This is a genomic window from Paraburkholderia domus, from assembly GCF_905220705.1.
Classification (GTDB): Bacteria; Pseudomonadota; Gammaproteobacteria; order Burkholderiales; family Burkholderiaceae; genus Paraburkholderia; species Paraburkholderia domus.
This window is the reverse complement of record NZ_CAJNAT010000024.1, coordinates 1-25,178: the sequence shown is the minus strand read 5'-3', so window position 1 is coordinate 25,178 and position 25,178 is coordinate 1. Positions and strand designations below refer to the sequence as shown.

The 25,178-nt window shown below is 60.7% G+C and carries 23 protein-coding genes and 3 pseudogenes; 18 read left to right on the top strand and 8 right to left on the bottom strand.

Annotated features, from left to right (window positions below):
- Positions 1–10 precede the first annotated feature (10 nt).
- Positions 11–664, top strand: coding sequence for a protein-L-isoaspartate(D-aspartate) O-methyltransferase (locus KHO31_RS29290; RefSeq protein WP_201080737.1), 654 nt, complete (start codon positions 11–13; stop codon positions 662–664).
- 137 nt (positions 665–801) lie between these two features.
- The gene (locus KHO31_RS29285) at positions 802–1,137 is read left to right on the top strand and encodes a YbjQ family protein (protein ID WP_201080739.1); all 336 of its coding nucleotides are present in this window, start codon (positions 802–804) and stop codon (positions 1,135–1,137) included.
- A 13-nt stretch (positions 1,138–1,150) separates the two neighbouring features.
- Here KHO31_RS29285 and KHO31_RS29280 read toward each other — a convergent pair whose 3' ends face one another.
- Positions 1,151–2,722, bottom strand: coding sequence for a TonB family protein (locus tag KHO31_RS29280; RefSeq protein WP_268962507.1), 1,572 nt, complete (start codon positions 2,720–2,722; stop codon positions 1,151–1,153).
- A gap of 329 nt (positions 2,723–3,051) precedes the next feature.
- Here KHO31_RS29280 and KHO31_RS29275 point away from each other — a divergent pair, with 329 nt between their 5' ends.
- The 3 genes and pseudogenes from KHO31_RS29275 to KHO31_RS39510 all read left to right on the top strand — a co-directional run.
- A complete protein-coding gene (locus KHO31_RS29275; protein WP_211624715.1) occupies positions 3,052–3,723 on the top strand; it encodes a hypothetical protein in 672 nt (223 codons plus the stop codon).
- A 44-nt stretch (positions 3,724–3,767) separates the two neighbouring features.
- Positions 3,768–4,038: pseudogene (locus KHO31_RS29270) on the top strand (phage late control D family protein); the annotation flags it as partial.
- A gap of 144 nt (positions 4,039–4,182) precedes the next feature.
- Positions 4,183–4,500: pseudogene (locus KHO31_RS39510) on the top strand (ISKra4-like element ISBte1 family transposase); the annotation flags it as partial.
- A 153-nt stretch (positions 4,501–4,653) separates the two neighbouring features.
- On the opposite strand, the gene KHO31_RS29260 reads toward KHO31_RS39510, so the two are convergent.
- Together KHO31_RS29260 and KHO31_RS29255 are read right to left on the bottom strand one after the other, a co-directional pair.
- Entirely contained in the window at positions 4,654–6,045 is a 1,392-nt protein-coding gene (locus KHO31_RS29260) for an aminotransferase-like domain-containing protein (RefSeq protein ID WP_201080743.1), read from the bottom strand.
- A 102-nt stretch (positions 6,046–6,147) separates the two neighbouring features.
- Positions 6,148–6,402: a hypothetical protein gene (locus tag KHO31_RS29255; protein WP_211624713.1), complete on the bottom strand. Its 255-nt coding sequence runs from the start codon at positions 6,400–6,402 to the stop codon at positions 6,148–6,150.
- Between the two features lie 29 nt (positions 6,403–6,431).
- Here KHO31_RS29255 and KHO31_RS29250 point away from each other — a divergent pair, with 29 nt between their 5' ends.
- From KHO31_RS29250 to KHO31_RS29200, 11 genes and pseudogenes are all read left to right on the top strand, one after another.
- On the top strand, positions 6,432–6,914 hold the full coding sequence (locus tag KHO31_RS29250) for an MSMEG_0572/Sll0783 family nitrogen starvation response protein (protein ID WP_201080747.1): 483 nt from the start codon (positions 6,432–6,434) through the stop codon (positions 6,912–6,914).
- An 18-nt stretch (positions 6,915–6,932) separates the two neighbouring features.
- Positions 6,933–7,955 carry a Nit6803 family nitrilase gene (locus tag KHO31_RS29245; protein WP_201080749.1) on the top strand — a complete coding sequence of 341 codons (1,023 nt, stop codon included), beginning with the start codon at positions 6,933–6,935 and terminating at the stop codon, positions 7,953–7,955.
- Positions 7,948–9,018, top strand: a complete 1,071-nt coding sequence (locus tag KHO31_RS29240) for an MSMEG_0568 family radical SAM protein (RefSeq protein ID WP_211624766.1) — start codon at positions 7,948–7,950, stop codon at positions 9,016–9,018. The genes KHO31_RS29245 and KHO31_RS29240 overlap by 8 nt, the downstream gene beginning before the upstream one ends.
- Before the next feature lie 2 nt (positions 9,019–9,020).
- Entirely contained in the window at positions 9,021–9,581 is a 561-nt protein-coding gene (locus KHO31_RS29235; protein WP_211624711.1) for an MSMEG_0567/Sll0786 family nitrogen starvation N-acetyltransferase, read from the top strand.
- Positions 9,578–10,560, top strand: a pseudogene (locus tag KHO31_RS29230) (sll0787 family AIR synthase-like protein). Before KHO31_RS29235 ends, KHO31_RS29230 begins: the two are co-directional and overlap by 4 nt.
- A complete protein-coding gene (locus KHO31_RS29225) occupies positions 10,557–11,735 on the top strand; it encodes an MSMEG_0565 family glycosyltransferase (RefSeq protein WP_211624709.1) in 1,179 nt (392 codons plus the stop codon). The pseudogene KHO31_RS29230 and the gene KHO31_RS29225 overlap by 4 nt, the downstream one beginning before the upstream one ends.
- A 9-nt stretch (positions 11,736–11,744) precedes the next feature.
- Positions 11,745–12,029, top strand: coding sequence for an MSMEG_0570 family nitrogen starvation response protein (locus tag KHO31_RS29220; protein ID WP_201080758.1), 285 nt, complete (start codon positions 11,745–11,747; stop codon positions 12,027–12,029).
- 79 nt (positions 12,030–12,108) lie between these two features.
- Complete coding sequence (locus KHO31_RS29215; RefSeq protein WP_211624707.1) at positions 12,109–13,410, top strand: MSMEG_0569 family flavin-dependent oxidoreductase; 1,302 nt, start codon at positions 12,109–12,111, stop codon at positions 13,408–13,410.
- Between the two features lie 4 nt (positions 13,411–13,414).
- Positions 13,415–14,248, top strand: coding sequence for a Pnap_2097 family protein (locus tag KHO31_RS29210; protein WP_211624705.1), 834 nt, complete (start codon positions 13,415–13,417; stop codon positions 14,246–14,248).
- A gap of 20 nt (positions 14,249–14,268) precedes the next feature.
- A complete protein-coding gene (gene scpA / locus KHO31_RS29205; protein WP_211624764.1) occupies positions 14,269–16,416 on the top strand; it encodes a methylmalonyl-CoA mutase in 2,148 nt (715 codons plus the stop codon).
- A gap of 371 nt (positions 16,417–16,787) precedes the next feature.
- On the top strand, positions 16,788–18,215 hold the full coding sequence (locus KHO31_RS29200) for an aminotransferase-like domain-containing protein (RefSeq protein ID WP_201080764.1): 1,428 nt from the start codon (positions 16,788–16,790) through the stop codon (positions 18,213–18,215).
- A gap of 79 nt (positions 18,216–18,294) precedes the next feature.
- Here KHO31_RS29200 and KHO31_RS29195 read toward each other — a convergent pair whose 3' ends face one another.
- From KHO31_RS29195 to KHO31_RS29185, 3 genes are read right to left on the bottom strand one after another with little or no spacing between them, the layout of a single operon-like run.
- Positions 18,295–18,846 carry a DUF934 domain-containing protein gene (locus KHO31_RS29195; protein WP_201139319.1) on the bottom strand — a complete coding sequence of 184 codons (552 nt, stop codon included), beginning with the start codon at positions 18,844–18,846 and terminating at the stop codon, positions 18,295–18,297.
- Entirely contained in the window at positions 18,833–20,494 is a 1,662-nt protein-coding gene (locus KHO31_RS29190) for a nitrite/sulfite reductase (protein ID WP_211624703.1), read from the bottom strand. The genes KHO31_RS29195 and KHO31_RS29190 overlap by 14 nt, the downstream gene beginning before the upstream one ends.
- A gap of 15 nt (positions 20,495–20,509) precedes the next feature.
- On the bottom strand, positions 20,510–20,713 hold the full coding sequence (locus KHO31_RS29185) for a DUF2970 domain-containing protein (RefSeq protein WP_201080770.1): 204 nt from the start codon (positions 20,711–20,713) through the stop codon (positions 20,510–20,512).
- A gap of 298 nt (positions 20,714–21,011) precedes the next feature.
- Here KHO31_RS29185 and KHO31_RS29180 point away from each other — a divergent pair, with 298 nt between their 5' ends.
- Together KHO31_RS29180 and KHO31_RS29175 are read left to right on the top strand one after the other, a co-directional pair.
- Positions 21,012–21,413 carry a DUF1488 family protein gene (locus KHO31_RS29180; protein ID WP_236071521.1) on the top strand — a complete coding sequence of 134 codons (402 nt, stop codon included), beginning with the start codon at positions 21,012–21,014 and terminating at the stop codon, positions 21,411–21,413.
- Between the two features lie 76 nt (positions 21,414–21,489).
- Positions 21,490–21,696 carry an ogr/Delta-like zinc finger family protein gene (locus KHO31_RS29175; RefSeq protein ID WP_201139321.1) on the top strand — a complete coding sequence of 69 codons (207 nt, stop codon included), beginning with the start codon at positions 21,490–21,492 and terminating at the stop codon, positions 21,694–21,696.
- Positions 21,697–21,867: 171 nt separating this feature from the next.
- Here KHO31_RS29175 and KHO31_RS29170 read toward each other — a convergent pair whose 3' ends face one another.
- The gene (locus KHO31_RS29170) at positions 21,868–23,004 is read right to left on the bottom strand and encodes a porin (protein WP_201080774.1); all 1,137 of its coding nucleotides are present in this window, start codon (positions 23,002–23,004) and stop codon (positions 21,868–21,870) included.
- Positions 23,005–24,107: 1,103 nt separating this feature from the next.
- Complete coding sequence (locus tag KHO31_RS29165) at positions 24,108–24,629, bottom strand: zinc ribbon domain-containing protein (RefSeq protein WP_201084469.1); 522 nt, start codon at positions 24,627–24,629, stop codon at positions 24,108–24,110.
- Positions 24,630–25,178 lie beyond the last annotated feature (549 nt).

Genomic DNA, 25,178 nt, shown 5'->3' with positions numbered 1-25,178 from the left:
GGAGGCCGCAATGATCGATTTCAGGGAAGCCCGGGAGTGGATGGTCGTACGGCAGATCGCGGGGCGGGGCGTCCGCGATTCCAACGTGCTCTCCGCGATGCGCCGTGTGCCTCGCGAGGAATTCGTACCTGCGCAACTCCGTGAATACGCGTACGACGATAGTGCGTTGCCCATCGCAAGTCAGCAAGCGATTTCGCAGCCCGTCATCGTCGCGCAGATGATGGAGGCGGCCGAACTGGGTCCGCGTGACCGGGTTCTCGACATCGGTACAGGATCGGGGTATGCCGCCGCAATTGCGGCGGCAATCGTGGCGCACGTCCATTCCGTCGAGCGCGATCCGTTGCTCGCCGACACCGCTCGCGAGACGCTGGCGCGGTTGGGCATTTCAAACGTGACCGTTCATCTCGGCGACGGCACGGTCGGTTTGTTCGCCTATGCGCCGTATGATGCGATTATCGCGGGTGCTGGCGGTCCGCGTGTCCCGCGGGCATGGCATTCGCAACTCTCGCTCGGTGGCCGGATCGTCATGCCGGTAGGGCGCGAGCATCACCATCAGCGATTGATCAAACTGGTCCGCCACGGCGAACACGATTATCACGAGCACTGGCTAGGCGAAGTGAGTTTCGTGCCGCTTATCGGCGAAGACGGCTGGGCAGATTATTAAGTGCGCGGACGGCGAGGTTTCGATCGAAGCGGGGTCATGCTTCAAGGCTGAGCGATGGGTTGGGTTCGACGCGTTGGCATCGCGCTGCATGGCAGCCCGTGGTCCCTCGTAGCCGGTTACTTAAGGTTGAGAAGACGATGATAGAACGACATATGGTTACGACGGCGTTTGAACTCCCGGGGCACCGGATAGAGCGTTCCTTAGGACTCGCTCGTGGGATCATCGTGCGGTCCCGATCGATCGTTGGCGCGCTTGGCGCATCGCTGCAGACGATCTTCGGGGGCAACATCACGCTATACACGTCGCTATGTGAGCGAGCACGGCAGGATGCATACGAGCGCATGATTGCGCAGGCTGCGGACCTCGGTGCCAATGGCATCATCGGCATGCGGTATGACGCAACCGAGATCGCCAGAGGCGTTACAGAGGTGCTGTGTTACGGGACGGCAGTCCACGTAACGCCGCCAGTTTGAAAAGAAACGGACACTAACCGGCGGACCGCAGCACGATAACGAACTCTCGCGGTGTTTGCCCGCTGGCATCTAACGGCATCGGATCGCTCCGCTGAACCGCGTGTAGCGCCGCCGTATCCCATGCTGCGTTGCCGCTGCTGCGGGTCACAGTCGCTGAAAGTAGCGTCCCATTCGGCAAACAATGCACCGTTATCGCCGTTTCAGAATCGAGTACTGGGCCCGCCCAGATGACGTTGGGCCGCACACGCCGTTGCACCTGGGTTGCATAGTCTTGCGGAGCGAGGCTCGGCTGTGTGGCTCCCGGCATCCCTATCTCGCCTAACGAGTTGATTCTGGCTTTTGCATCGGTGTCGGCGGCCACGATGGACCAATCGCGCAAGGGCTGCGGTGTCGCCAGCACAGCACGGTTATAAAGGCGCGCGTTCTTGCACCAGACTTCGGGGGAAACGCCGGCCGGATCGGCCACCGCCGCAGCAACATCGCGGGTGCCTTCGGCGTCGTTCTTCAGCATGTCTTTAAGCGTGTTCAGGACGGCATGCAGCGCTTGGGCACGTTGTTCCTCAGTCACGTGAGCGACGGGAGCCTGCAGCGCCGATTGTTTGAACATCGCGAAAGTGACGCCAAAGTAGGCGTCGATTTCGGCATCCGACATCGATGCCAGCGGCATGTAGCGTTGCATCACGATCGCCGCGTTCTTGACCCCACCGCAATCCGCCGGCGCATTGTCCAGCGCTTTCGACGTTATCTCCAGAAGCTTGCTGCGATCCTCCGGTGACATCCGCAACACGGCATCGGCGAAGAACTGCGCACGCAATGACGGGCTAAGCGAAAAAACACTGCCGTGATTCGGCCCGTTTCCAAGGAGGCGGCTGACATCGGGGTCGTCACGCATGCGTTCGCCCCAGTGCTTGATCAAGGCGGCCCTGGCCGAATCTGGTGCGATTCCCATTCGTTGCAATATGGCGGCCTGGATCGCCTGCTCCAGCGACTGCGGCGCCGTTGTCGACGACGATGGCAGCGCTACGGCTGCCGATGGCACGCTGGTTGCCGGTGTGGCCCGACTGACCGGATTGGCGGGCGCAGCCTGTTGTGACAGGTGATTCGGCGTCACCGCAGAGGATGAGTCGATGACCGTCTGCGCAGCTTCCTGGCGTGCCGGTTTAACCGTTAGCGCCGGCCCGAAAGTGAAGGTCGTGTTTTGCACAACCCGGTGTGCAACGCCATCCGCAATATACGGCGCACAGGTTCCCTGCACGACAGAATCGCGGGCAGCATTATCCAGCTCCTGGTTACCGCTGCTCTTGTCTACGATGGCAAGATCGATCCGCCCGACCGTGTTGACCACATAGGTGACGTGAACGCTGCCACGGATTCCCAACTGACGTTGCAGCGCCGTGTAGTTCGGTCGCTTGAAGCGACAAGGGACGCCCCCTGGCGGAGCCAGAGCGTCGGCAAATGTCGAAGTTGCGGGTTGGCCGCTTGCGTGCCCTGCGTCTTGCCCAACCGGGGCACACGCTGAAAGGGCGAAAAATGCGCTCGCGCATGTAATCAGAAAAAACTTGTTAAGCCTGGTCAAAGCTTTCATTTTTATTTTTTGTTGCGGGTTTTTGTTGTCGGTCGTTGGTGCCGGTCATTAGTCAGCGAAATCTAACACAGCCGAGTTTAATGCGAGAGCGGCGTTTATGTTGGGCTGCGAAGTGGTATTAAGCGCGATGACAACTGGAAGAGGCTGCAGCGCAAATGGCGGCGTTGCGGGAACTGCAATGCGCAACGGCGCAAGTTATTGCGCGGCGCCGAAAGAGGGTAGTCCGCCCCATAGAAGACATTCACCCTTGCAAGCATGCGATGCACTGGGACAGAATGCCTAGCAGATCAAACGAACTAGACCTTCCGCGCTATTACAAAGAGGAAAACATGCGCCTTTCACGATCCGCCGTCGCGTTTGCGAGTTCTTTCGTTGCGCTTTCACTTTCAATGGGCGTATTTGCGCAGGCGGACAATTCTCCTGCAGGTGTTAGCGGGGCACATTCAGTTGGCGTAATCGCACCGATTTTCAGTCAGCTTGTCTATTTCCATGCGCCGGCTAACTTTGTCTCGGTGTTCGAAAACACGCTTGGTGATCACTACATCCATGAGTGGGTTTTGCCAGGCGAGAGCGTTTCGAACTGGACACAGATGCTGACGGTCACAGGGGCGCAAGATGTCAGTGCAAAACATCCCGACGCTTCTCCTAAAGCATTTGTAAGCGGCATCGCCAACGGGTTTCAACGCGCCTGTCCGTCGTCCTTCGCCGCGAAGGGAATTTTTGACGGGCAGTTGAACGCGCGGGACGCGTTCATCATGGTTGTCAGTTGCGGTAATGCAGCGGCGAGCGCTGGGCACAGTGAGACAGCTGTGATTGCCGTGATCAAAGGAGAAAAGGATTTCTATACTTTGCAATGGTCCCAGAGAGGCGATGCAACGTCGACTCCAATGGATATCGACGTGAACATGTGGGCCGGAAAGATGAAAAGTCTCATGCCTTTGAAGCTTTGCTCGCTCATACCCGGGGAGCAGCCACCGTATCCGAGTTGCGTCGGACATTGAAGTGGCACGGGGCATTCGCTCTGTTGATAAGCCCTTGACTGGTGAGCGGGAAAGCGCTCACGGTGTTGAACCTGACGCGTGCAGACCGACACGCACCGTTACCACGTCGCGCAGCGTGAGAGCTATTCGGTCGTGCGGACGCACTACTACTCAAACACCAGGGGAAAGCGCAAGTCTGTCATCGGCGGCGGCGACAACAACAAGAACGTGAAAGTGCTGCCCGAGGACTATGCGACTGAAGCTGAAGCTCGAGCAGCCGCCGAAGCGGAGTTTGCACGCACGCAGCGCAGTCAGGCGACGTTCTCTTACCTCATATACGACGTTCTGCCACGCGCCAAACCCATTCTGAAGACGTCGGGCGGCGCGAAGCGCCATCCGACGACACAAACAAAGTGCCATTCAGCGCCGCCCGCTTCGATACGGCGATCCGGGCTGGATACTTCTCGCGCCGGGGTTTTGCCGGCGGCAGCCAGGCTGCTCGCCAGACTGGAGGGGTTCACCGGCTACCTCGAGAACAACCGGAACTTTATCGTGAACTACGGAGACCGCTGCCGCCACGGCGAGCTGAACACGTCAAGTTTCGTCGAGTCGGCGGTCACCGGGTGGTCAGCAAGCGCTTTGTGAAGCGGTAACAGATGGCATGGCGGGCGGCCAGCTCTCACACATGGCCTTTTGCAGGTGAGGACGGCCGTCCTGAATGAGCAACTGCGACCGTGCTTCGAGCGATGGTATCCGGCGCTCGAAGCCAACAACAGCGCTCACCATATCGCGGCGTAGAGCCCCGCGTTGGCGTGGTCTCCGAGTTGGACGCGCGCGTGCAAATCTGATGCGCTAATGCAGCTTATGCTCGTGATCGGGAAGAGCACAGCCTTACTGCCTGGTTCGAGCCGCTGTTTGTATCGACGATCCGGATGCTGACACGTGGCAAGGTCACATCATCGGCATGTGAAGATGATGCGGATCGCTGAGCGTGTCGGCGATTCGCAGCAATGCATCACGGCAGTCGTCACGATTTTGCGGTCCGCCCAGACACACGCGGATCGCATTCGGCGGATTACCGTCCGTGGAAAACGCAGCACCCGCTACTGCGCCGATGCCCTGGTTGCGCAATTGCAAGGCGAGTTCCGATGCGCTCCAGTCGCATTGCGACGGGATTTTCAGCCACAGATGAAAGCCGTGGGGATTCGCGTCGTATTGCCAGTCGGCGAGTTCCTGTGCCGCAATGTCCTGCCTCGCGTTTGCTTCGGCGCGGATCGCACGGAGCATGTCGGTCGCGGTGCCGTCGTTGATCCACTGCGTAGCGAGCAAGACCGTGAACGGGCTGGGCATAACGGTGGTCGCGCGCAGCGCACCGGCCACGCGCTGCGCCTGCCGCGCCGACGGCGCACTCAGATAGGCAACCCGTAGACCCGCGCCGAAGGTCTTGGACAGGCCGGTGACATAGTAGGTCAGCTCGGGCGCGAGGGTAGCCAGTGGCACTGGGGCGTTCTGCGGCAACATCCCGTATGCATCGTCCTCGATGATCGGGACGCTATACCGTAAAGCGACGTCCGCAAGCGCTTCGCGCCGCTGCGACGAAAGCGTGAGCGTGCTGGGATTCTGCAAGGTCGGATTGCAATAGAGCGCGCCAGGTTTTTCCGATTTGCACAGTGCTTCGAACGCGTGCGGCAGCGGCCCTTCATCGTCGCGTGGCAGCGCCTGCAGCCTCACGCCGAGCTGGGACGCAATCGCCTTGATGCCCGGATACGCGAGCGCGTCGAGGCAGATCGTTTCGCCGGGCCGCGCGAGTTGCGACACCAGTGCGACCAGCGCGCTATGAATGCCCGGGCAGACCAGAATCCGGTCGTCCTCGCAGTCCGGCAGAACCTGCCTGAGCCAGCTACGGCCCGCCGCGCGATCCGCCGCAGTGCCGCCGAAGTCCTGATAACGCAGCAAGCGGTACGGATCGGCGCTTCGCAACAGGCTCGCAGCGGACTCGCGCAGACGCGCTGCCAGCTCAGGCGGTTCGGGTGGCATGTTCATCGACATTTCGACGCTGCTGCCCGCCGTGGGCGGTAACGTCTGTGTTCGGCCGCGCACGAACGTGCCGCTGCCGGCGCGTGCGTCGAGGAGCCCTCGCTTGCGAGCCTCGGCATACGCACGCGCCACCGTCGTGTAATTCAATTGCAGCGAACTCGCAAGATCGCGCAGACCGGGCAGGCGGTCGCGCGGGCGCAGACGGCCACTGGCGAGATCTTCTTCTATCAGATCGGGAATCACCAGATAGGCGGGCTTGCGGCTCTCCTCGAGCCTTTTAAACCAGTGATGCGTCAGTCTATCCATTGCACGTTCCGTTTCAGAATCCGTAATTCACGATACCACGCGTCCACCATTAAAAATAAATGCGATCGCATTTCGGATGAAATATTTATCGCATTGATTGGATCAATGCACGATTTCGGTGTGGGGCGCACCATTGGCGAGCGGTGCATGCTCACAGACGGCGCCTCCCTGGTGCGAGGCCGTGCTGCCCCATTTTGGCGAAGCGCCCGCCGGATGGCGGTCCGCAAAATATTTTTCGGGTCCTGCGGATAATCTCAGTTTGATTGATTGGAAAGTGATCGCATTTGTCGGGCCGATCATTGGCATACCCGTTGCATTAAGGGGAGCGCCGACAGATTGACTGATCGGCAATTTCATTCAACTAATGCGATCAATTGGAGTGCGTTATGCCTGCTGTCAATCTTCCCCGTCATAAAAGCGGCGATTTCCTGGTCGACTACGAAGAAAAGGTATTTGAGGACGTGAAGGCGGAACCGGGTGAGAAGGCGCTCGTCACTTTCCACACCGTCGCGTTCGAAGGCTCGATTGGCTTCGTCAACCTGTTGCAGGCGACCCGCCTGCAACGCAAGGGCTTCGAAACTTCGGTGCTGCTCTACGGTCCCGGCGTCACGCTCGGTCTGCAACGCGGTTTCCCAACGCTCGGCGACGAAGCGTTCCCAGGCCATCTGAACTTCAACAAGCAGCTTGTCAAATTCATGGAAGAAGGCGGCAAGGTCTACGCGTGCCGCTTCGCGCTGCAGGCGCTGTACGGCCACGGCGAAGCGTCGCTGATCGAAGGCATCCGGCCGATCAGCCCGCTCGACGTACTCGACATCCAGCTTTTGCATCGTAAGGAGGACGCGCTCGTCATCCATACGTGGACCGTCTGAGGCGCGTAGAGGCCAATCATGTCCGATAAACGCATCATTCGCGCGGCCGCCGTGCAGATCTCGCCGGATTTCGACCGCCCCGGCGGCACCCTCGACAAGGTCTGCGCGGCCATCGACGAAGCCGCCGGCAAGGGCGTGCAGCTGATCGTCTTTCCCGAGACCTTCGTGCCGTACTACCCGTATTTCTCGTTTGTGCGCGCACCTGTGGCATCGGGCGCGGATCACATGCGGCTTTATGAGGAGGCCGTCGTCGTTCCGGGGCCTGTCACGCAGGCTGTGGCGGAGCGGGCGCGGATGCATCGGATGGTGGTCGTGCTCGGCATCAACGAGCGCGACCACGGCAGTCTGTACAACGCGCAGCTGATCTTCGATGTCGACGGCCGCCTCGTGCTGAAGCGCCGCAAGATCACGCCGACGTTCCACGAACGCATGATCTGGGGGCAGGGAGACGGCGCCGGGTTGAAGGTCGCGCAGACGGGAATCGCGCGGGTCGGCGCACTCGCGTGCTGGGAGCACTACAACCCGCTCGCCCGGTATGCCTTGATGGCACAGCACGAGGAGATCCATTGCAGCCAGTTTCCAGGATCCCTCGTCGGACCGATCTTTGCCGAACAGATCGAAGTGACGATCCGCCATCACGCGCTCGAATCGGGCTGCTTTGTCGTCAACTCGACGGGCTGGCTAACCGATGCGCAGATCGAAGCGGTGACGACCGATCCCAAGCTGCAAAAGGCGCTGCGTGGCGGCTGTCATACGGCGATTGTGTCGCCTGAAGGCCAGCATCTCGCCGAGCCGCTGACGGAAGGCGAGGGCATGGTGGTCGCGGATCTCGACATGTCGTTGATCACGAAGCGCAAACGGATGATGGATTCGGTCGGCCATTACGCGCGGCCAGAGCTCCTGAGCCTCGCGCTCAACGACCGCCCCGCAGTGCCAGTCACCTCGATGGTTCATTCGGACACCGATATCAATGCAATTGGAGGATCTTTCTATGAGCGCCAGCGGGAACCTGTCGGCAGCGAGCCGGCAATTGATGACTGAGTTGCAGTCCTCAGGTCTGCGTCTCGTCGATCCTCGCGCAGGTGCCGCCAGCCGGCGCGGCGGCGCGGGTCCGTCCGATCACAAGGCCGTGACGGTCGACGGCGTGACGATCATGGTGCCCGTGCATACGAGCACCGCGTGGAATTCGCCGTTCGTCGCATCGCAGCCCGATGGGGGCGGCATCAGTACGCTGTCGCGCGGCACGATTCCGATCGCGAACATCAGCTTTCCGAAGGCGCCGCGTTTCTACGATCTGCAGACGCGCGACGGCGTGCCGTACTCGCACATCGCGACACTGCACAGCGCGGACGTGCTGGCGACGACCGTGCTGCAAACCTGCATCCGCTACGAAAGCCGCCGCAAGTCGTGCAAGTTCTGCGCGATCGGCCAGTCGCTTGCGGCCGGCCGCACGATTGCGCGCAAGACGCCCGAGCAGCTTGCCGAGGTGGCGCGTGCGGCCGTGCAGCTCGATGGCGTCAAGCATATGGTGCTGACGACGGGCACGCCGGCGACGCCGGATCGCGGCGCGCAAATTCTTTGCGATAGCGCGTTCGCGATCAAGGCGGCGGTCGATTTGCCGATCCAGGCGCAATGCGAACCGCCCGATGACGACATCTGGTTCGAGCGGATGAAGTCGAGCGGCATCGATACGCTTGGCATGCATCTCGAAGCGGTCACGCCCGAAGTGCGCGAACGCATCATGCCAGGCAAGGCGAGCGTACCCATTGCGCGCTATATGACGGCGTTCAAGGCCGCCGTCGAGGTGTTCGGGCGCGCTCAGGTCAGCACCTACATTCTTGCCGGGCTGGGCGACAGCGCAGAGGCGATTCTCGACATGTCGCGCGAACTGATCGCGCTGGGCGTCTATCCGTTTGTTGTGCCCTTCGTGCCGATCAGCGGCACGCCGCTTGAGGATCATCCGGCGCCGTCGCCGGCGTTCATGCGATCGGTCCTGGCGCCGCTCGCGGCCATGCTTGGCGACGCGGGCATGCGCTCGACCGATATCAAGGCGGGCTGCGGCAAGTGCGGTGCTTGTTCGTCACTGTCGTCATACGAGGTGTAATCATGTTCTGCGACGCGATCGATCGGGTTGCCTCAGACGTCGCTTATACGCCAAGCGAGTACCGCGTCAAATGGGCGACGCTGCCGTGGGAAGCGTCCGAAGCGTACAAACTGAGGCGTGCAGTGTTCTGCATCGAGCAGGGCCTTTTCGTCGGCGATGACCGCGACGAGATCGACGAGCATGCGCGGCTGCTGGTCGCACTGAGTTGTGTGGCCGGAACGCCCGAGCAGGTGGTCGGGACCGTGCGTATTCACGAAACGGAGCCTGGCGTGTGGCTCGGTTCGCGTCTGGCCGTTCATGCTGCGTTCCGGCGGCAAGGCAAGATCGGAGCGACATTGATCCGGCTTGCAGTCAGTAGTGCGCATGCTCTCGGTTGCGAGACTTTTCTCGCGCATGTGCAGAGTCAGAATGTGTCGCTTTTTCGACGCCTGCGCTGGGAAACCCGACAGGAGGAGATGCTGTTTGGCCGGCCTCATCATCTGATGCAGGCGCAACTCGACGCCTATCCGCCGTGCGCGACGCCTGAGAGCGGCTTCGTTGCGCTGAGCCGGAGAGCGTCATGAGTGTCGCGGCACTAGTGGAGAGGCTCCGGGCGAGCCGTGGCTTTTGTCACAAGACCGATATCGCGGGTGTCGTCGAGTCGCTGGCCAACCGGCTGCCGCGGGGCACAGGCGATCTCGCGCAGGCTGTCGCCGTCGGCGACGACTGTGCGGCCATCGCTGACGGCGCCGGCTACCTGCTCTTCGCGATCGAAGGGTTGGTAAGCGACTTCGTCGACGCGATGCCGTGGTTCGCCGGCTACAGCAGCGTAATGGTCAACGTCAGCGATATCTACGCGATGGGCGGCCGGCCACTGGCCGTCGTCGATGCGCTATGGAGCGACGCGCCGGCGCTGAGCCGGTGCTCGCGGGTATGGCGGCCGCGTCTGTCGCGTATGGCGTGCCCATCGTCGGCGGCCATAGCAACGTGCGTAGCGCGCAATCGCAACTGGCCGTGGCGATCATCGGACGCGCACAGGCGCTGCTGTCGAGCTTTAATGCCATGCCCGGCGACCGGCTTCTGATGGCCGTCGATACGCGCGGCCGATTCGAAGACCCGTATCCGTTCTGGAACGCGTCGGTTGGCGCGCCGTCTGCGAGGCTACGTGCCGATCTTGAGTTGTTGCCATCGCTTGCTGAAGCGGGCCTGTGCGACGCGGCGAAAGATATCAGCATGGCAGGCGCACTCGGTACTGCGTTGATGCTGCTCGAATGCTCACAGGTCGGCGCGCGTATCGATCTGGACGCGATTCCGCACCCTGACGGCGTCGATTTCGAACGTTGGGTCAGTGCGTTCCCAAGCTTCGGATTTTTATTGTCGGTCCGCGAACAGCACGTTGAAGAAGTGATCGAGCGCTTTGCCGTCCGGTCGCTGACGTGCGCGGCAATCGGCAGCGTGGATGCCTCACGCGAGGTGGTGCTTCATCAACGCGGCGACGCGGCATCGTTGTGGAATTTTCGCGATGCGCCATTCATCGGCGCGCCTTCGGGGGGCTCGCGATGAACACCTCCAGGCTGCGCATCGCGCTGCTCACTCACTCGGTCAACCCGCGCGGCGGCGTGGTGCATACGCTCGAACTCGCGCGTGCGCTACACCAGCAAGGTCATGATGTGACCATTTTCGCACCGGCGGCTGACGGGGAAACGATGTTTCGCGAGTCTCCTTGCCGCGTCGTGCTCGCACGTTTGACAGGCTCGCAGGTCGGTACCGTCGCCATGATCGACACGCGGATCCGCGCCTTGAAGGCGGCTGTGCTGCGACACGACGCCAATGCCTTCGATGTGCTGCACGCGCAGGACAGTATTAGCGGCAATGCGCTCGCCGAGCTGAAGCAGGAGCGGGCCATTCGCGGCTTTTTGCGCACGGTTCATCATCTGGACCGGTTCGACAATCCGCAACTCGAGCGCTGGCAACGCCGCGCCTGGCACGACGCCGATGTCTTGATGTGTGTCAGCGATACCTGGACCACTTACATGCGCGAGACCTTCGGGGCCGAGCCGCGGACCGTATCGAACGGCGTCGACCTTGACCGCTATGGCGAACGCGCATCGTCCGACGACACAGCGCTGCGGCAGCAGTTGGGCATCGTCGGCACGCCCGTCGTACTCGCAGTCGGCGGCGTCGAGGAGCGCAAGAACACGCTGATGCTGCTCGACGCGTTCGCTCTGCTGCGCGAGACACGGCCCGATGCGCAACTCGTGATTGCCGGTGGCGCAAGTCTGCTCGATCACGACACCTACAGTCAGCGTTTTGCGACACGCGCCGCCCAGCACGGATTCGCCATAGGCCACGGTCAACCGGTCGTCGTGACCGGGCCGGTTCGGGACGAAGTCATTCCCGCGCTCTTTCGTAGCGCCGATGCCGTGTCGATGGTATCGCTGCGCGAGGGTTTCGGCCTCGTCGTGCTGGAAGCGCTCGCGAGCGGCAAACCTGTCGTCGTGTCGCAGATCGCGCCATTCACCGAATACCTGGATACAAGCGTGTGCTGCTGGGCACAGCCGGACGACGCGCGATCCATCGCAGCTGCGCTGAGCCGCGCACTGGACTCGCGTGGCGGCCTCGACTTCGTTCACGCCGTGCCGGCGCTGCTGGACCGCTTCGGATGGGCGGCGAGCGCGCGCCGTCATCTCGACATTTACCTGCAGTGGCTGGCGACCCAGCCACTCGCCCTGCACTAAGGAGAAACTATGCCAGTCATGAACTTCCGGATTCAATGGCCCGACGGCAGCGAAGCGAACTGCTATTCGCCGTCGACGGTCGTTAGCGAATTTTTCACACCCGGCGAACGTTACGCCGTCGAAGACTTTCTCGAGCGGTCGCGCAAGGCGCTGCACATAGGATCGGAGCGGGTACGAGAAAAGTATGGCTTCGCCTGCTCAGCGGCGATGGATCAACTGTCGAAGATCGAGGCGGATGCCGAGCGCTTCATGGACGAGCCGGGCGCAGCTGTGACGGTCATCGAGCTTGGCTGAAACAGGCGATTCCAGCAGCGCGCACTGCACCGCCGCACTGCCGCGTTTCGTCAGCGAATTTTTCATTGAGGATCCAATCATGTCGAACACACTTACCACGCAGAATGAATCGCGGCCCGACGGTGGCCACTACAGCGTGCTCGTCGTCGGTGGTGGGCAGGCCGGGCTATCTATTAGCTACTTTCTGCAACAGGCGAATATCGATCATCTCGTGTTCGAAAAGCACACGGTCACCCATACGTGGCGAAGCCAGCGCTGGGACGCGTTCTGTCTCGTGACGCCGAACTGGCAGTGTGCGTTGCCCGGCCATCCATACAGCGGTTCCGATCCGCATGGCTTCATGAAAAAAGACGAGATCGTCGCGTATCTGGACGGCTTCATTGCGAAGGTCGATGCACCCGTGCTCGAACACACCGCGGTCCAGCGCGTCAAGCGCGCCGCGGACGGGCGATACTCGGTGAGCACGTCACAGGGGGAATTCACGGCCGATCACGTTGTCGTTGCTTCGGGCGGCTATCACACGCCCATCGTGCCACGCATGGCCGAGCGCCTGCCGGCTCATATCGTGCAGTTGCAGTCGTCGGAATACCGCAATCCACAGGCGTTGCCGGACGGAGCGGTGCTTGTCGTCGGTTCCGGGCAGTCCGGTGCGCAGATCGCGGAAGATCTGCATCTGGCCGGCAAGAAAGTGTATCTGGCCGTAGGCGAAGCGCCGCGCTGCGCACGCTTCTACCGCGGCCGCGACGTGGTCGACTGGCTCGCTGACATGTGTTACTACGAGATGCCCGTCGAACAGCATCCGTTGCGTGAAGGCGTGCGTGACAACACCAACCACTATGTGACCGGACGCGATGGCGGTCGGGACATCGATCTGCGCCGATTTGCAGCCGAGGGCATGGAATTGTACGGACGCCTCGACGACCTCCAGGCCGGCGCGCTGCAATTTGCGCCGAACCTGCAAGTGAACCTCGATGATGCGGATGACACGTATAACCGCATCAACTTAAGCATCGATCGATTCATTGAGAAAAGCGGCATTGATGCGCCACCGGGCGCACCCTACGAGCCGGTCTGGCGCCCGGACGGCGAGCGTACGGCACTCGATCTGGCCGCCAGCGGCATCGCGTCGATCGTATGGTGCATTGGATTCACGCCTGATTTCAACTGGCTGGACGTACCGGTGTTCAGCGGCCGTGGCTACCCGGCGCACACGCGTGGCGTCACGCCGTTGTCCGGTCTGTATTTCGTGGGGCTGCCATGGCTGCACACATGGGGATCCGGCCGTTTTTCCGGTGTCGCCCGCGACGCGCAGTTTATCGTCGACGCGATTCGTGCGGCTTGTGCGCAGCCCGTGGCAAGTGTTGAAACCATGGCCGCATAAAGTCATGCATGCGTCGAATGGGCTCTACCGCGCCGGCATGCCTCAACTGAGTTTTACCGGCCTGTCCGAAAACTGGCTTCTCAAGGAGTGCGGCCATCGTCACTGGGAAGTACTGGCGGCACACACGGGCAGAAGTGTGCCCGATTTCATCGACGACGATGGTGGCAAGTCGTACGCGGCATTCACGGCGATCCGGCTGCGTACTCATGTATTCAATGCAATCGAAGAGAACGAAGCGTTCCAGATCCACACTGGGCTGTGCCGCATCGGCGCGGTCCGGCACTTCAGCACGCATCGGATTGTACGCGGCGACTTGACGGTCAGCACGTTGTCGATGTCGTCGACTTTCGTGCGGCGCCGCGAGGCACGTAACAACCGCTCGGTCGCGCGCGCCACGCTCGCGTCGCTTGGCGGGGACGTTAGCACGATGCCCGACGAAGCGGCTCAGATGGTGCAACTGGGCAAGCAGTTGCGCGCCGGCGATATGGCGGCGTGCATCCCACCTGTCGCAGATGTACGCTCGACCAACCGGTCCGTCGATTTTCTGCCTTGCCCCAATAACGACTTCAACGGCGCGGACTTTCTGTACTTTGCGAGCTTTCAGGCTTTTGTCGATCGCGCTGAGTGGCAGCTGCACCGCTTCGACGAGCCGCCTGTCATCGCCAGTCGCGACCTGTTCTACTACGGCAATCTGAACGTCGGCGATACGCTTGAGGTGCAGGTCGTCGGCGAACGGCGCGATGAGCGCGGCATTGCCCACTGGAGCGAAGTGCGTCGCGGCAGCGATGGGCAGAAGATAGCGGACATCGTGACGGAAAAGCGCTGGAGACAGGTATGAGCGCGCGGAACTCAACGACCATGTTGCATAAGACGGTGTCGCTTCAGGAACAGGATTCCGAGGACGGCTTGCAGCGCCAGCGACGGCCCATTCCGCTGAAGCCTCTCTATACCGCGGCCGACGCGGAAAACCTCGTGCACACGGACTCTCTGCCGGGCCAGGCGCCGTTCGTACGCGGACCGTATGCATCGATGTACACCCAAAAGCCGTGGACGATCCGCCAATACACGGGATATGCGGATGCCGCCGGATCGAATCTGGCGTTCCGGACCGCGTTGGAGCAGGGAGCGCAAGGCCTTTCGGTTGCATTCGACTTGCCGACGCAGCGAGGCTACGACTCAGACGAACCAGAGGCTCTCGCCGACGTAGGGATGGCGGGCGTCGCCATTGACACCGTGGACGACATGGCGCGTCTTTTCGAGGGCATTGCGCTGGAGAGGGTGTCGGTTTCGATGACGATGAACGGTGCAGTGCTGCCGGTCCTCGCTGCGTTCATCGTTGCCGCCGAGGAGCACGGCGTTCCGGCGGGACAACTGACCGGAACCATTCAGAATGACATTCTGAAGGAATACATGGTGCGCAACACGTGGATCTTCGCGCCGGAACCCTCGTTGCGGATCGTGGGCGATGTGGCCGAATTTCTGGCCGTCCACATGCCCCGTTTCAATGCGCTGTCTGTATCGGGTTACCACTTCCAGGAGGCAGGTGCGGACCCGGTGCTTGAACTCGCTCTGACGTTCGCGAACGCGCGCAAGTATGTAGAGACACTGTGCTCGCGGGGTATGAGCGCCGACGAGGTTTGCGAACGACTTAGCTTTTTCTTCGGCGTGGGCGCGGATTTTTTCGTTGAAGTTGCGAAGTTGCGCGCAGCGCGTCTCGTGTGGTCGCACATAGCCGCCTCGTGCGGCGCCCGGTCAGCCAAGGCCTGCGCCTTACGGATGCATTGTCAGACTTCGGGCTGGTCACTGAGCGCGCGTCAGCCGGACAACAATGTTGTGCGTACCACCGTCGAAGCGATGGCAGCTGTATTCGGTGGGACGCAGTCCCTGCACACTAACGCGCATGACGAGGCGCTGTCCCTGCCGTCCGCTCCGGCGGCGCGATTGGCTCGCGATACGCAGTTGATCCTGCAGCATGAGATGGGGTTGTGTGACGTAGTCGATCCTTGGGCAGGCTCTTACATGATGGAGGCGTTGACGGCCGATGTGGCGAAGCGGACACATGCGTTGCTTGTCGACATCGAAGCTCAGGGCGGGGTGCTCGCTGCGATTCGCTCGGGCTGGGTGCATCGCCGCATTCATCAGTCCGCAACCAGAACTCAGGCACACATCGATGCGGGAGAGCGGGTGGTGGTCGGCGTGAACCGCTTTGTGTCACCGGATGCGGACGCACCCGCTGCGTCTCTGGAAATCGACGGCCGACGCGTGCAGGCCCAGCAGGCAAGACGTATCGCCAATGCGAAAGCGCAACGCGATTGTGTGACGGTTTCGCGTGCGTTAGAGAAACTGACCCGTGCCGCACGTGACGGCACCGCGAACTTGCTGGCGCTCACGATCGAATGCATCCGCGCGCGTGCGACAATGGGTGAATGTACGCGGGCGCTCGAAGTTGTCTGGCCGCGTTATGTCATGCGGCATGACACCCATCACGACGTGTACGGTGCTGAACGCGCAAGTGATTCAGCATGGCGTGCCGCGTGCGAGGAAGTGAACCGGGTATCTGTGTTGATCGGGCGGAAACTACGAGTGCTGATTGCAAAACTGGGGCAGGACGGACACGATCGCGGTGCTAACGTCGTTGCGGCCGCGCTGTCCGATGCGGGTTTCGAGGTATCTCTGGGGGACATGTTCAGCTCTCCCAGCAGCACCGCGGATCTGGCGGTTGCGCAGAAACCGGACGTGATCGGCGTTTCGTCGCTATCCGGTGCACATCGGGAGCTCGTGTCGCAGTTGCTCGGCGAACTGGCCGACCGCGGTGCCGGAGCCACAGTGGTGGTCGGCGGAATCGTGCCAGATGAACACGCAAGATGGCTGAGGCATCGAGGTGTGGCCGACGTGTTTGGGCCAGGGACGCCACTGGAAACCATCGTGCAGCGGCTTGCTGCACTGGTACTGCAACGCGAACACCTTAATGTAACAACGCCATCCCCGGCCCCCTGCGATGATTAAGCGTGTCCACCGCAATCGCAGTAGCCTGAACGGCCCGGCCGCAGCCTGAGGCGACTATAAGGGCTTTCCCGTTAAGCTCAAGCTCAAGCTCAAGCGTGGTTCTTTGTTAATGTGCTGCACTGTCGCTTGGGTGCGTGTGAGAAGGCGAAGGACTGCAGTACTGCAATCGGTCATGGCGCGGTTACGTTGGCGGGGTGTTCGCGTAACTTCGGAAGTTGCCCGGCAGAGCAGTTCAGGATCGTCGAATACACCGTTGAAACGACTCTGGCGCGTGCTCACGAGTGTGGTGAGTGGCAGCAATGGAGGAGACGATTTTCGTGCTAGCCGGCGATGTCGATCTAACATGGGGCAAACATTCAAGAAAACCCACCATGAAACGCTACGAGGCTCTCGCTAACTCGCTGGCCGATGGCATACGGTCCGGCCAGATTCCCATCGGTTCGCGACTGCCATCGCTGCGCCAGATTATCGCGCAATGGGGTGTTAGCCAGTCGACCGTTTTTCGCGCTTACTACCTGCTCGAGGAATGGGGACTTGTCCGCGCCGAGGAGCGTTCGGGCTATTTCGTCACACCGGGCGCGTCGGTCAAACCTGGTGCTTTGCAGAGCGCATCGGCGCCCGCTGAATCGACGCGCGTCGATATTAGCGACCTGGTTTTCTCGGTGCTCGACGCAGCCAAGCACCCGGGAATCGTGCCACTCGGTTCGGCCTTTCCCTCGCCTTTACTGTTCCCATCGGCGCGCCTGCTCAAATCGCTGGCCCAAGGCACGCGCGCGCTCAGCCCATGGAGCACGGTCGCGGATCTTCCGCCCGGCAACGATCAGCTGCGCCGCCAGATCGGCCTGCGGTACGTTGCTACCGGGATGTCGGTGTCGGCCGACGAGGTCATCGTCACCAATGGCGCGCTCGAAGCGCTCAACCTGTGCCTGACAGCGGTAACCCGACCGGGCGATGTTGTGGCTGTCGAATCTCCGGGGTTCTACGCGGCTCTGCAGGCAATCGAGCGTCTCGATCTGCGGGCGGTCGAGATTCCGGTCCACCCGGTCACAGGCCTCGACCTCGACGCGCTGGCCGCAGCGCTCGACAAGCATCCGATCCGCGCCTGCTGGTTCATGACGAACTTCCAGAATCCGACCGGCGTATCGCTTTCCAACGAGAAAAAGAAGGCGCTCGTCGACATGCTCGCTGAACGCGATGTGCCGCTGATCGAGGACGACGTCTATCAGGAGTTGCACTTCAGCCGTGACCGCCCCCTGCCAGCGAAGGCTTTCGACAAGAAAGGTCTGGTTATGCACTGCAGTTCGTTTTCGAAGACGCTGGCGCCAGGGTACCGCATCGGCTGGGCGACGGCGGGCCGGTACGCTGATCGCGTGCAGCGGCTCAAGCTGATGACCACACTGTCGGCCAGCAGTCCTGCGCAGGCAGGCATCGCGGACTATCTTGAGCACGGCGGCTACGATCGCCACTTGCGGAAACTGCGGGCGGCGATGCAGACCCAACTGGCATCCATGGAAGTGGCGCTCAGACGTCACTTGCCGCGTGAGGTCCGTTGGGTGACGCCAGCCGGCGGCTACTTTCTCTGGCTGCAATTGCCTGACGCCGTCGACGCGATGGCCCTTCACCGGCTCGCGATCAGTCACGGCATCAGCATCGCGCCCGGCCCGATTTTCTCCGCCACGCACGCGTTCCAGAATTGCGTCCGTATCAACTTTGGGCATCCATGGAGTGTCCAGATTGATGACGCCATACGAGCTCTCGCCGAGATTCTCGACGACCCGGCCGTGCGCGGCGGCATCTGATCCTCCAGCCGGCCACCTGTCGCCAACCGTAAAAGCGACGTTGGCGGAGGGCTGCCGAGCTCGAGGCCAACCGGTCCGGTTACCGGCGCCGGAACAGCGGCGTTGGATCGTTAGCGTCGCCCTGGTAGCGCACGGTGATCTCGCTGAAGCCTTTAAGGGCATCAGTGATGCTCTTGTCTGGACGCACCCCAAACGCATTGAATCCGCAGCGCCGCATGTATTCAAGCTGGTCGCGCAACACGTCGCCGATCGCACGGAGTTCGCCGCGGTAGCCATAGCGCGTCCGGAGCATCACGGCAATACTGAAACCGCGACCGTCCCGGAACGAAGGGAAGTCGACCGCAATCATGGGCGCACCCTGGAGGTTGGGGGCCCACAGTTCGAAGTCGGCGTGCGGCGGAATCCATGCGCCGGTCGCGGCGAGCGTGCTGGCGTCGAACTGCTGGGCTTCCAGGTAGACATTCACCGGCAGCACCACGTGCTTCAATGCCTCGCCGCGCGTCTGGATGCGTTGCCGTGCGTCGGCCTCGTCTCGCACAATCGTCCACAGATCGTCGACGACGACCGGCGTGTTTCCGGACAGGTGAATGACGCGAGGCCGCGTGAAGTCGGTAACTTCAGTGGTCTGCATAAACGCGCTCCTTGAACGGTGTGATGCCGAGGCGCGCGATTACCTCACTGAACGATTCGTCAGCGTGGCGCGCGTGCTGGAAGACCTCGACAATACGTTCCACGACGTCTGGCATCTGTTCGCCTTTGAAGGACGGGCCGATCACGGTTCCGATTGCGGCATCCTTGCCCTGTGCCCCGCCTAGCGTCACCTGATACCACTCCTCGCCCTGCTTGTCGACGCCGAGGACGCCGATATTGCCCATGTGGTGGTGGCCGCAAGCGTTAATACAGCCTGAAATATTCAACGAGATCTCGCCGAGATCATGCACGAAATCGAAGTCGTCAAAACGCTGCTGGATCGCCTGCGCGATCGGAATGGATTTCGCATTCGCGAGCGAGCAGTAGTCGCCGCCGGGACACGAAACGATGTCGGTGATCAGGCCGATGTTCGGTGTTGCAAGCCCGACGGTATCGAGCGCGAGCCATAGCTGGTACAGATCCGACATCTCCACATCAGGCAGGATGAGGTTCTGTTCATGCGCGACGCGGACCTCCTGGTGGCCGAACCATTCCGAGCAGTTCGCGATAACGTCCATCTGGTCAGCCGTGACATCGCCCGGTGGCATGGCAAGTCCCGGCTTCGTTGAGATGACAACGGACGCATAGCCGGGGACCTTGTGTGGCCGAACATTGCGGCGTGCCCATCGTGCGAACTCGGGCTCGGTGGACAACACATGGTCGAGAAACAAGTCGTCACGTCCTGCCTCCGGATCGTATGCCGGCGCGCGGAAATGGGTGGTGACGCGCTCGTATTCCGCGACCGTCAGTGTGCCGGGCCCATCCTTGACATGCGCCCATTCTTCTTCGACCTCGCTCGCAAAGCGCTCAATACCGAGTTCGCGCACGAGAATCTTGATGCGGGCCTTGTACTTGTTGTCGCGGCGGCCGTAGCGGTTGTACACGCGCAGGACCGACTCGACGTAGGTAAGCATGTGCTGCCACGGCAGGTCTTCGCGCAGCAACGAATTGAGGATTGGCGTGCGCCCGAGTCCACCGCCGGCGAAAACGCGCAGCATCAATTGACCATCGGCGTCACGGTACACATAGATGCCGATATCGTGCATACGCACGGCGGCCCGGTCCTTCGCGGATGACGAAATCGCAATCTTGAACTTGCGTGGCAGGTAGGCGAATTCGGGATTCAGCGTTGACCACTGTCGCAGGATTTCGGCGAGCGGCCGGGGGTCGAGAATCTCGTCAGCCGCGACACCGGCGAACTGCTCGGTGGTAATGTTGCGCACGCAATTGCCGGACGTCTGGATCGCGTGCATGTTAACCGTCGCCAGCTCTTCGAGGATCGTCGGCGTCTCCTTGAGCTTGATCCAGTTGAACTGGATGTTCTGCCGGGTCGTGAAGTGGCCGTACCCTCTGTCATACGTGCGTGCGATGTGGGCGAGCTTGCGGAGCTGATTGGCCGACAGCGTGCCATAGGGAATGGCGACGCGCAGCATGTACGCGTGCTTCTGCATGTAGAGGCCATTCTGCAGACGCAGTGGCAAGAATTCTTCTTCGCTCAGCTCCCCGGACATCCGCCGAGCGACCTGATCGCGGAACTGCTCGACGCGCTCAAGAACGAGCGTCCGATCAATGTTGTCGTATTCGTACACAGTGCGCTCCCGCGTTCAGAGGCCTTGCATCGTGCTGGCCGAATGCGCGACGAGGTGCACCACGCCGAAGATGATCGCGCCAATGCAGGCCGCCAGGAATACGGCCACAAACGGCAGTAGGACAATGTTGATATTGGCAAAGTCGGCTTCATGCGATGCGCGCTTGCGCACACCGAAGAAGCTTGAAAGAACGATGCGAGTGAGGCGAAGGAATTCCATGGTTCGGCTCCGGTTGATCTGGGTTGCATTGATCATCGAGCCGTTCGGGAATCAAAAACAGCAGCAGATTCGGGCATTACTGGGTAAGCAATGGGTGACAATCTGTCGCAGCATGGCGTCCTCGCACCTTGTGTTGCGCTCTGGGGGGGGCGTCCCAGCATCATGGCCGCGCCGGTCAGGCCCCCGCGAGACGGCCGGTGTTCCGCATTTCTGACCGTTTGGAGGTGGGATTGAGGCTGGAACAAGGGCACGACAAATCTCGGCGTGGTTCAGTTGAGGGTCACACGCGCGGCGCCGGATGAAGTCGCGATGGTCGATAATGGCAGCCCATTTTTTCAGTCGTGGTGCGTGCATGAGTCGATCATCTGGCGCGGCAGCGGAGCTGCCTGGGAGTGAGCGCAAGAAGCTGGCCGTTCGGGTCTTGGCTGGATCAGAAACCGCCGTCTCGCCGGACGGACGCGTTGTGATTTTCATGCTGTCGATCAGCGGGCGCGAGGTCGACGGCGCGGTTGCACGTAAAGCACTCGAAGAACACTTCTGGCTGCCGCGCGACGCGGACGCAACGCGCACATTCAGGACGTTTGAAAACGGTCGCAGCCGCATCGTCGCGTCGTCGCGGTCGCCCAACGAAAATTACTTACGCGCGTGTCAGCCGGTATCTTCCGGTCTCGCTGTGGGACGAAGTCAAACGCTTCGTTGAGCCTCGAAGTGCGGCCGTCGCTGACGCTTGGCGACGCAGTCAACGCGCGCACGACGATGACACGGGCGAGCGCGGCGTGAGGTTCACTATTGCCTGCCCGCACTGTGGCGCGCGCGGCATCGCTCGCGCGATGGAAAAAGAGTCAGCCATGTCTTGGATGATCGACTTTCAATGTGACGACGTGACGTGTGGTCACACGTACCGGACGCGTCTCGAAATGTTTCCCCCGAAGACCCCCATACCTAAACGCGAGCGGCGCGAATCACATCAACTTCAATTCTGAATGACTTTGACGTGCCCCGCGAGTGGCTCGTCACGGTGTATGTGAGGTATAGCTTTAGCAAGCGGACAGTCTTGCAGCCGTTTCCGCCGACTCCGCTCAGTTCGCCATATTTGTCGCTGTCGAATTAGTGGCTCTTTGCAGGCTCGGCGGTTGGTTTTTTTGCTTCTGGCTTTAGAAGCGGTGTCGCAACCCCACCGTTACTTCGACCTGGTTGTTGGTGGATGACGGCGCACTGAGTCCGTTGATGAAAGCCACGCCGAGAACGGAGTTTTGGCTCGTACTGACATTCTGGTAGACGCCCTGCAGATATACGTCAGTGCGTTTGGACAGGTTGTAATCGGTCATCAGGTTCACCTGATTCCAGTGCGGAGTGCCGCTCCCGGCGCTACTCCCTCCCCGCGAGTACGTATAAGCGCCAGCCAAAGTGAGTGCCGGTGTCAACGCATAACGCGCGTTGCCTTCAAAGTTCTGGAAATGTGTGCCTACCCCGGTCTGGAAGACCTCCGTGAGGTTGGTCTGCGTGTACACGAAACCGACGACTGCCGGGCCGAATGCATAGTTCACGCCACCACCCCACGTTTGCTGCCGGGCGGCGACCAACGGCTGGTCATCCGTCACGGCTCCATTGGCATTGAAGTTCGGCGATAGTCGCGAAACCGCGCTGTTGTTCAGATGCAGGTACCCGGCGGCAAAATTAAGGGGGCCCCAGCTGTAGGAAGCGCCCACACTGTATGCACGGTTATTTGCGAATGCGCCCGCGTCATTGGAAAATCCGTACAGACCCCCGAATTGGAACCCAGCGTAGTTCGCACTTTGGTACTTGATCGAATTGTTGATGGAGAAAGAGTTGTTGTTCAGATCGTCGTTATTGAACGGGTGGGCGAAGTGCGTCCCGCCATACTGCGTGCCAGTCAGCGCCAGCGGCCCTACATAATCCACCATGCTGTCGTACTGCCGGCCCAACGTGACAGTACCAAAATCGACGCTCGACAGGCCGACAAAAGCCTGACGGCCAAACTCACGACCACCCTGTCCCAGCGTTCCGTCGTTCACGTTAAAGCCGTTCTCCAAAGTGAAAATTGCCTTGAGGCCGCCGCCCAGGTCTTCAGCTCCGCGCAAGCCCCAACGGCTGCCATCCACCGAGCCGCTCGTCAGCTGCACGTTGCTGTGACCGCCTTTGCTTGTGAGCTGGCTGTTCGTGTAGGTAATGCCGACATCGATCAGGCCGTATAACGTGACGCTGCTCTGCGCGTGTGCAGTACTTGCAAGCACGCCCGCCAATGCAGCAGCGATAAGGGTTTTTTTCATGACCGAACTCCAGTAAATAGTCGTGCAATTCATTCCCTCGAACTCGTACACATATAGATTCGCACCCTTAATTGTTTCGTAAATTCGTCTCCAACTGCTCACCGTTTTATTCATCTCAAGATGCAATCAATTATTGACCCTTTCCAATTCAAACGAACAATACAAACAGCACGTTGTTGCCGCGTGCCAACATGCCATGCGATTAAATACGAAGACTAAATGTCAGATTCGTTAGCTCCGATGTATTCAAGAAGGTGTCGAGAATTGCCGCGACCGAACCAGGACTGCGACACAGGCTGGTCGAGGCCGATATGTGGGGCGTAGCCGACGGGTGACGGGCCAAATGATCCCGCTGCCCGTGGGCATATGAGACCAAAGTCCTATAGCGGAGCTCTTGCGCGAGGTTTAATCTGAAGCCGGGATAACCGTACGCGCTCAAAACGCGGCGCGCTACCAATCGGGAAGCGCGTGAGTTCAAGAGAGATTCCGCGCTGCCCATACCTGACCGAAATAGCAAAACAAGATCGCTTAGTTATTCTTCGGCCCGTCAGCATAACGCCAACAATGTTCCAGACACCCGGCAGCATGACCGCTCGTAGCTCCGCAATACTCTGCCAAAGCCATCCGCACGTTTGCGGTAGCCGGCACGTTGTCTTGAGGTTTGTTCGACGCCACCCCATGTCCGCTGGTTCGGCGGCGCGCGACGGCGCGTGCGGGCAGGCGTTGAATAAACCTGAAGGGGACCTGCCCGAAGAAACGGAAATGGAAAGGCCGTTGGACCGCGGAAGCGGCCATTGACCTAGTGCCGGTTCCAGTGACGGTTGTGGGTCGACCTGGGTCGGTCGTCATCCGACTCAGTGCGACCACTTTCTCTGGGGCGGCCAGGAGGCCTTTCAGATGATTATCAATTCGGAACGAGAAAGCGGACCTTCGCGCTCTGACTATGCCCGTGGTGTCGTCCGGGAGTACGGAATGCGGGATGACCGATTCAAGTCAATACTTAATCCAGTTCCCGATAGCGCTTTCCGCAGCAGTGAACGATGTTAAGCGTGTACGTACGACCGAGTGGGATGATTCAATTCGCTGGTTGGATCCGGACGTCGTCAGCGCGGCAACCTGCCAGCGGTCGCACCGACGGCAAGCACTGTCTGACCATCACTGGCAAGGTCGCATTGGTAAATGATCGGCGTATAGGTGCCGACGTCGTTCCGGAACTCGGCCTTATCGCCAACGTATGTGATCGCACCGCCCGGCTGATCGGTCCAGCGAAAGTAACTGAATTTCATCTCGTTGGGTGCCTCAGTCCATCTCACAGCGTGCGTCGCAAGTCGCTCGATCGGATCCTTGCAATAGGTGTCGGCCGCAACGATCGCTTTCTCTGCGAGACATTGGAGGTCGTCCTTGCAGCACGACTGGGCTTGATTCATCGGGTCGTGGCCATCTTTGGCGCCATAGGTCGAAACACAACACCCGCTGATCAACGATCCGACTATAAGAATCCCTAAGCCGCCCCTTATCTTTCCCGCGCCGGTCTGCTGCTTTACCCCGGGCGCGCCATACTTGACGCACTTCGTCGGCTTGCTGCGAGCCTCGCTCCCGAATTCCTTGCATTTGACCAACGCCATGAATTCCTCCGATCCACATCTCATCGGGCAGTTGCTCCAACAACGGATGAGATTTATCCCGACAACTCTGAAATGCTCACCCCTTATTTCGTCACAACTCTCTTTGCGAATGGTTTGGCGGCCATGAGCAAATAACACACCTTTCCAGAGTAGAGGTAACGCGCCAGGCCGCAAGAAAATTATTGTTCCAGTGGATAATGGATGGTCCCGGATTCGTCCTGCGTGGTCACCACCCCGCGCAACGGGTGCACGTCGAGCCACCCTCGAGCGTACCTGTCGGCCAATGCGCCGACATGGATGACCGTTGTCATCCAGTAAGTTGCCCTTGAGGGACGAAGGTTCGACCGGCGGCAGTGGGTCGTTGAGGGGCGTTCGCTGCCTGTTGCGGTGGACGAACACCGCATCTGATCTGTAACAGGCTGAGCTGTGAAAGGCGGGCAGATCCTATGAGCAGGGGACGTCGACGAACTGATACGTAAAATCAGCGTGTCGAGTCCTGTTCAAAGGAGAGAGCATCATGCGCACGGATCAGACGTTCACGACGGGTGG